The following is a 6,535-nucleotide window of genomic DNA, read 5'->3' on the forward strand; positions in this document are numbered from 1 at the left end:
TTCCTTCTGCAGCTTTTCCTGCTGCAGCTCAAAATACTCCACAATCGGCTTCAGCTCAGGATAAACTACAGCTTCCGAATCAGGCTGCTCCAGATTAAGATTTTCCAATGGTCGCAGTATTCTGGCGGTAATTGTTTTGGCTGCCCAAAACGCACTGCACAAAACTACCAGTGCCAACAGCACAAAGTAACCAAGAATGATCTTATACTGTTGAAAAACAGCGTCATTCGTGCGCGACAGGCGCAGCACATTGCCGTCCGGCAAGCGCACGGCATAGTACAGAATATTTTTGCCCAAGGTTTCGGACGCACGCTGGTTGCGGCCTTCACCGCCTTTCAGCGCCTCCTGCACCTCCTCACGCTGCAGATGGTTCTCCATTGACTCGGCATCAGCATAATTGTCGTACAAGGCGTGACCATCCGGTGCAATCAGCGTTACGCGGTCGGCAAGCTGCAAGCGCTGCAGCTCGCTCACCGGTACATTGCCCTCGCCGTCGGCCACAATCAGCAGATTAGCCTCACGTTTGAGGCTGGCGAAGCTGTCCTGCGTAATATATTGGCAGGAAACCCAGAAGAAGAGCAGCAAAACAAGGCCTACCGCTGCCCCTGTCAGCAGCAGTATGCTGCGAAAAAGCTTCTGCTTCATTTTACGGCCGCCATTCTGTAGCCAACGCCACGGATAGTTTCAATCAGCTCGCCTGCCTCGCCCAGCTTCTGGCGCAGAGTACGGATATGTACATCAACGGTACGGGTTTCACCGCTGAATTCATAGCCCCAGATATCGTTCAGCAGCTTGTCGCGCGAAAAGACAATACCCGGATGCTGCAAAAACTTGCGCAGCAGCTCGTATTCCTTCAGCGTCAGTACAACCTCACTGCCGCCTACGCTCACCTTATGCTCCAGCTGGTTGACCTCCAGCCGGCCGATGCGGATTATTTCTCCCTCATCCTCACCGTGGCGTGGTGCTGCGCAACGGCGCAGCACTGCCTTGATGCGCGCAACCATCTCCAGCATACCGAAGGGCTTGGTGATATAGTCATCGGCACCGCTGTCCAAGCCTTTAACCTTATCGAACTCCGAGCCCTTGGCAGTTGCCATAATCACCGGTATATGCGCATAGCGCTTATCAGCACGCAAGCGTCTTAATATGCTCACGCCATCCTCATCCGGCAGCATAATATCTAAAACAATCAGCTCCGGCACATGCTTTTCCAACAAAGCAAAAAGCTCGCGGCCGCTGCCGCAGCCCTGTGCCTCCATGCCGACGGACTGCAGGGTGTAAACCTCCAGCTCGCAAATATTTTGTTCATCCTCCACGCAGAAAATCATGAAAAACACCACCAATCAATACTCTTTCGCTATAATTATATACGCAAATCAGAAAAAATGCCTGTAAAATTTAGGTAAAAAATTTAATGTTAAGGAAAATAAGCAGTGCAGCCTCTCTGCAAAGCATACAAAAAAAGACCGGGAGTAACGCTCCCGGCCTTTTGCTATATACTATATGTATATGCGATTGTAGAAAAAACGAAAGCTGCCTAAGCAGTCCTTTCCCTGCAGTTTAAATCTGCCAAAGTCTGTGATACACTCCGTTTTCCATATTATCGATGACATCTACCTTAAACGGCATATTTTCAATAATATCCAGTGTATCAAAATACGTATCAGGCGTAGCATAAAACTTAATCAGTCCGCTGGTGCCGTCTACGGTGCTCACCATGGCCAGATGCTCATAGCCTTCCATAATCCAGTTAACATCTGCAATACGCTCAGGCTCAACCTGCGCGTAGATCATACTGTGGGGTCCGGGGTCATTGTCACTCATTCTTTTACAACCTTTCTGCGTAATAAGCTGAATTGCAGCAGCGGCTTGTCGCTGGCTGCGGAAAATTTCTGCTGGGCATGCGGTGCGCAGTCAATCGGCGTACCTGCCTCATCCAGCATTTCTGTCAAAACAAAGGGCATCGTGCTGCCGTCGGGCATCAAAAGCTCCAGCGGCTCGCCTGCCTTTACATTATTGCGCTGCTCAAAATAAGCGCGCTTTTTCTCAGCATCGTAACCTGTAACGATACCGACAAAATCGTGTGTCTGCTCATACTTCGAGCTGGTGTAAACCTGCGCATTTCTGTCAGGCTTAGCCACAGCAAAGCCTGTAGTGTACTGGCGGTGGGAAACCTTGTTCAGCTCGGTAATCCACGCTTCTGGCACGCTGTAATGCTCCATGTCTGCCCAGCATTGGTCGATAGCCTTGCGGTAAACGCTGACTACCGTCGCTACATAATGCACGCTCTTCATGCGGCCTTCAATCTTCAGGCTGCACACACCGGCACGCATCAGCTCCGGCAGATATTCAATCAGGCACAGGTCCTTGGAGTTCATCACATAGGTACCGCGCTCGTCCTCCTCGAGGTCAAAGTATTCGCCGGGGCGCTTTTGCTCGCCCAGCTTATACATATTATATTCCCAACGGCAGGCCTGCGTGCAGGCACCGCGGTTGCCGTCGCGCCCGGTCAGATAGGCGCTCAAAAGACAGCGTCCGCTGTAGGAAATACACATTGCGCCATGCACGAAGGTTTCCAGCTCTACCGAGGTTTTTTCGCTGATTTCGCTTATTTCCGCCAATGACAGCTCGCGTGCCAGCACCACGCGTTCAGCGCCCAGCTGCTCCCACGCCTGCACAGTGGCATAGTTGGTGGTATTAGCCTGCGTGCTCACGTGCAGCGGCATATCAGGCACAACCTGGCGGGCAGTGCTCCATACGCCCAAATCGCTGATCAGCAGTGCGTCAACCTTAGCCTGCTGCAGTCCGCGCAGATAATCCGGCAGTCTGTCGATATCCTCGTTATGCGCAAAAATATTTACCGTTACATAAACCTTTTTGCCGAGGCTGTGCGCATACTCTGCCATCTCCGCAATTTCCTCTAAAGAGAAATTGTTGGCAAAGGCACGCAGACCGAACAGCTTACCGCCCAGATAAATAGCATCAGCACCGTACAGCAGGGCCATTTTTCCTTTTTCCATATTACCGGCAGGAGCCAGTAATTCGGGTTTAACTAAGTTTCTGCTCATTAAATCTCCTTAAAACACTTCTCTGCTCCGCCAAACTGACAGCGCAGAAATATGTAATAAACTGTTATTAACCTATTTCCTCAATCGCCTTCAAATGCTCGGCGTAGGTTTTGGTAAAGCGATGGTGTCCGTCCTTTTCTGCAACAAAGTACAGATAATCTGTCTGTTCCGGCTGCAGCACCGCCTTAATCGCGGTCAGTCCCGGACTGCCAATCGGTCCCGGAGGCAAGCCGGGATTTTGGTAAGTATTATACGGACTTTGGATTTTGGTGTCCGCAAAGGTAACTACTTCCTTCTGCGTTCCCAAAAGATACTGGATGGTCGTATCCGACTGAATAGGCATGCCGATTGCCACACGCTTTAGGAAAACGCCGGCGATTTTCGGCTGCTCCTCGGCAAAAACTGCCTCCAGCTCCACCATCGAAGCCATATTTACTACATCACGCAGTGGCAGATTGCGTTCTGCCACAGTTTTGGCAATACCGCTGCTCTGCATTTCCTTATCAAACTGTGCAACCATCATTTTGAGCATCTCCTGCTCGCTGATTCCCACCGGGAAATCATAGGTTGCCGGGTAGATAAAGCCCTCTGCCTTAAACAGCACATTGCTGTTATCGGTCTGCATATACGGATAAGGTGCATAATCCTTCGCCGCCGCCATGAATTTGTCAGCACTGCCAAGGCCCTCGGCCTCCAGCTTTTTCGCAGTTTTCACCACGCTATAGCCTTCCGGTACGGTAAAGTGCACCTGCTTGATGCGTCCCTTAACCATAACATCGACAATCTGCTGGTTGCTCATGCCGCCGTCAATCTGGTAGGCACCTGCCTGCAGCTTGGTAGCCAGTCCCTTCCAGCGCGCCTCCATTTTAAAGGCGGCGGGATTTTTTACCAGCTTCTTTTCATGCAGCAGCTCGGCGATATCCGCCGTAGTCATGCCGTCCTTGACAACAATCAGGCGTGAGCCTTCTACGGCAAAGCCCTTATTATTTCCCTGTCCGTTAAGATAAATTGTAAACGCTACCACGCCGGCAACCAGCAGCACCGCCAAAGCACCTGCCGCAGCCTGCACCGGATTGTCGCGCACCAGCTTTTTCAGCTTTTCTATATCCATCAGAAAACATCGTCACATCGCATAAAAATACCGGACCGAAGTCCGGTAAAATTATTGACTGTGAATTACTCCTCGTCCTCAAACATTTCGTCATACTTAGCAGCAACTGCTTCGTATTCTTCGTCAGTCGGAGCGGTGTAAACAGCTTCGCCGTTTTCGTCAAAGTCCATGCGTGCGATAACGCAGGTATCTTCTTCTTCATCATGCTCGTGGCAATCGCAGTCCTCATCCTCGCAGCAGCAGTCTTCCATCGGAACCAGTACTGCAAATTGTTTGTCATCAACAGTGATAACCATGTCCTGATAGAACTCGTGCTCGTTGCCTTGCTCGTCAGTCAGAACAACGCAGATAACTTCTTCTTCGCCTTCAGCTTGCATAGCTGCTAATTCTTCATCTCTAATGTCTTTTTCCATAAAGGCACCTCTTTCGTTATAGCTCAATAAATAAAAAGCTCAATTTTAATCTACCCATATTGTATAATAGGTAACGCTATCTGTCAAATTTTAAAGCTTTTGCTGTCCAGATAATTTTGTAGAATAACAACTGCTGCCATCATATCAATAACCTTCTTACGCTTTTTGCGGCGCAAATCCGCATCAACCAGCACCTTTTCGGCAGCTACGGTGCTCAGGCGTTCATCCCACAGCACAACCTGCACCTTAGGGAACATGGTGCGGAGCTTTTCGGCCATTGCTTCACAGGCCTGCGCGCGTTCACCGATAGTGCCGTTCATGTTTTTGGGATAGCCTACAACCAAGGTATCAACCTCATGCTCGGCAATCAGCTCGGCAATGCGGGCGTAGTCGCGTTCTTCCGTAGTACGGTGAATAGTTTCCACGCCGTTGGCAATCATGCCAAGCAAATCGCTTACGGCGATACCGATAGTTCTTGTTCCTACATCAAGGGACATTTTACGCATTAAGTTACGTTCTCCTTTTACTTGTTAATCTGCTGCAGATAATTCTTTACCAGCTCTTCAATCAGCTCATAGCGCTCGTGACGGCGCAGCTTGGTGCGTGCGTCCTCAAAGCTGGTGATATAAGTGGGGTCACCGCTCAGCAGGTAGCCTGCTAATTGGTCCACAGGGTTATAGCCCTTCTTTTCCAGGGCAGCATATACTTCTTTTATAGTTTCGGCAACGTTCAGCTTTTCCGGCTCACGTTTGAACATCATAGTTTCTTGAGATACTTCAGACATACGAAACACTCCCTTCGTTTTTCGTAAATATATTGTAGCACATTTTTTTGAAAAAAGCTGTGTTTTTCTAGTTAACTTGCAAAAAAAGAGTGCCTACATTAAGCTTGACTTTACTTCAGGTAATGCTGCAGCAAAGCATCCTGACAAAAGCCCCGGCACAGCTGCATCGTTTACTATGCGGCAAATGCCGGGGTTTTGCTTTAGCTGCGCTTCTATCAGGATTGTACAATCCATAAAAGTGCTTTAACCGTCAATATTTAATTTTGCTTAGAGGCTCATACCGCCAGCTACATAATGGAACTCAGCCTTGCGCTCACGCAGGTTACGTTCCTTATCCCAGGGAGCAGTGCCGAACCAGTAATCGTCTGCCGGGTTAAAGCTTGCCAAAACGGTCAGGGTACCTGGGTCAATTTCCACTTTGTAGTTTTTGAGCAGGCCGTCGCCACCTGTCAGATGCAAGCTGCCATTAATCAGGACGCCGATTTTGTCTTCGTAAACGCCGACGATTAACGGATTTACCGAGCTGTCCAGCTCATAGCCGCCTACGCCGATACCAGCCAGGGTGTCGCCATTGGTCAAGCCGTTGGCTTTGCCGGTGTATTTTGCCGGTACGCCTTGGGTAATGGTTTTGTCATCTACTACAAAGGTCAGCTTAGCCTTTGTTACTTCGGACTTGCCTGCGTTAATCTGCACATTGTAGTTTGTGTTCAGGTTCTCTACGCCGCTGGCAGTACCATTCCATTCGTAGTTACCTACGTTGTTAGTCTTCTCTACGTTGGTCAGAGTACCGCCGGCAATTGCGCCATCTTTGTCAGCGTTGATCACCAGACCGCTATCGCCATTGACTAAGCCTGCATTTGCACCAAAGGTAAATGCGTTGCTGTAGTTCTTAGCATCAAGATTACCATAAACGCGGGTAATGTCGTTCAGATTTACTACGAGGTTAGCCTTCGTTACGTCGGACTTGCCTGCGTTAATCTGCACATCGTAGTTAGTGTTCAGGTTATCTACACCGCTGGCAGTACCATTCCACTCGTAGTTACCTACGTTGTTAGTCTTCTTAACGTCGCTTACGCTGCCTTCGGCAATTGCGCCATCTTTGTTAGCATTGATTACCAGACCGTTATCGCCATTGACTAAGCCTGCATTGTTACCAAAG

General features: G+C 49.5%; 7 protein-coding genes and 2 pseudogenes. All 9 read right to left on the reverse strand.

Translation table 11 applies throughout. The features are described from left to right. Positions 1 to 645: pseudogene (locus Q7Q81_RS10970) on the reverse strand (hypothetical protein); the annotation flags it as partial. Beyond that, the gene (locus Q7Q81_RS10975; RefSeq protein WP_304276132.1) at positions 642 to 1,328 is read right to left on the reverse strand and encodes a winged helix-turn-helix domain-containing protein; all 687 of its coding nucleotides are present in this window, start codon (positions 1,326 to 1,328) and stop codon (positions 642 to 644) included. The pseudogene Q7Q81_RS10970 and the gene Q7Q81_RS10975, both read right to left, overlap by 4 nt. 232 nt (positions 1,329 to 1,560) lie before the next feature. Next, entirely contained in the window at positions 1,561 to 1,824 is a 264-nt protein-coding gene (locus Q7Q81_RS10980; RefSeq protein ID WP_009146306.1) for a DUF4911 domain-containing protein, read from the reverse strand. Further along, positions 1,821 to 3,068 (reverse strand): peptidase U32 family protein, encoded by a 1,248-nt coding sequence (locus Q7Q81_RS10985; protein WP_304095784.1) that lies wholly within the window; start codon positions 3,066 to 3,068, stop codon positions 1,821 to 1,823. The genes Q7Q81_RS10980 and Q7Q81_RS10985 overlap by 4 nt, the downstream gene beginning before the upstream one ends. A gap of 67 nt (positions 3,069 to 3,135) precedes the next feature. Continuing rightward, positions 3,136 to 4,179, reverse strand: coding sequence for an endolytic transglycosylase MltG (gene mltG / locus Q7Q81_RS10990; RefSeq protein WP_304276134.1), 1,044 nt, complete (start codon positions 4,177 to 4,179; stop codon positions 3,136 to 3,138). 65 nt (positions 4,180 to 4,244) lie between these two features. Next, positions 4,245 to 4,592 carry a DUF1292 domain-containing protein gene (locus tag Q7Q81_RS10995; RefSeq protein ID WP_303711646.1) on the reverse strand — a complete coding sequence of 116 codons (348 nt, stop codon included), beginning with the start codon at positions 4,590 to 4,592 and terminating at the stop codon, positions 4,245 to 4,247. An 83-nt stretch (positions 4,593 to 4,675) separates the two neighbouring features. Further along, positions 4,676 to 5,098 carry a Holliday junction resolvase RuvX gene (gene ruvX, locus Q7Q81_RS11000; protein ID WP_009146302.1) on the reverse strand — a complete coding sequence of 141 codons (423 nt, stop codon included), beginning with the start codon at positions 5,096 to 5,098 and terminating at the stop codon, positions 4,676 to 4,678. A gap of 17 nt (positions 5,099 to 5,115) precedes the next feature. Further along, the gene (locus Q7Q81_RS11005) at positions 5,116 to 5,376 is read right to left on the reverse strand and encodes an IreB family regulatory phosphoprotein (protein WP_009146301.1); all 261 of its coding nucleotides are present in this window, start codon (positions 5,374 to 5,376) and stop codon (positions 5,116 to 5,118) included. A gap of 267 nt (positions 5,377 to 5,643) precedes the next feature. Next, positions 5,644 to 6,535 (reverse strand): annotated as a pseudogene (locus tag Q7Q81_RS11010) (hypothetical protein); the annotation flags it as partial.

This window comes from Phascolarctobacterium succinatutens (genome assembly GCF_958453765.1).
Classification (GTDB): Bacteria; Bacillota; Negativicutes; order Acidaminococcales; family Acidaminococcaceae; genus Phascolarctobacterium_A; species Phascolarctobacterium_A succinatutens_B.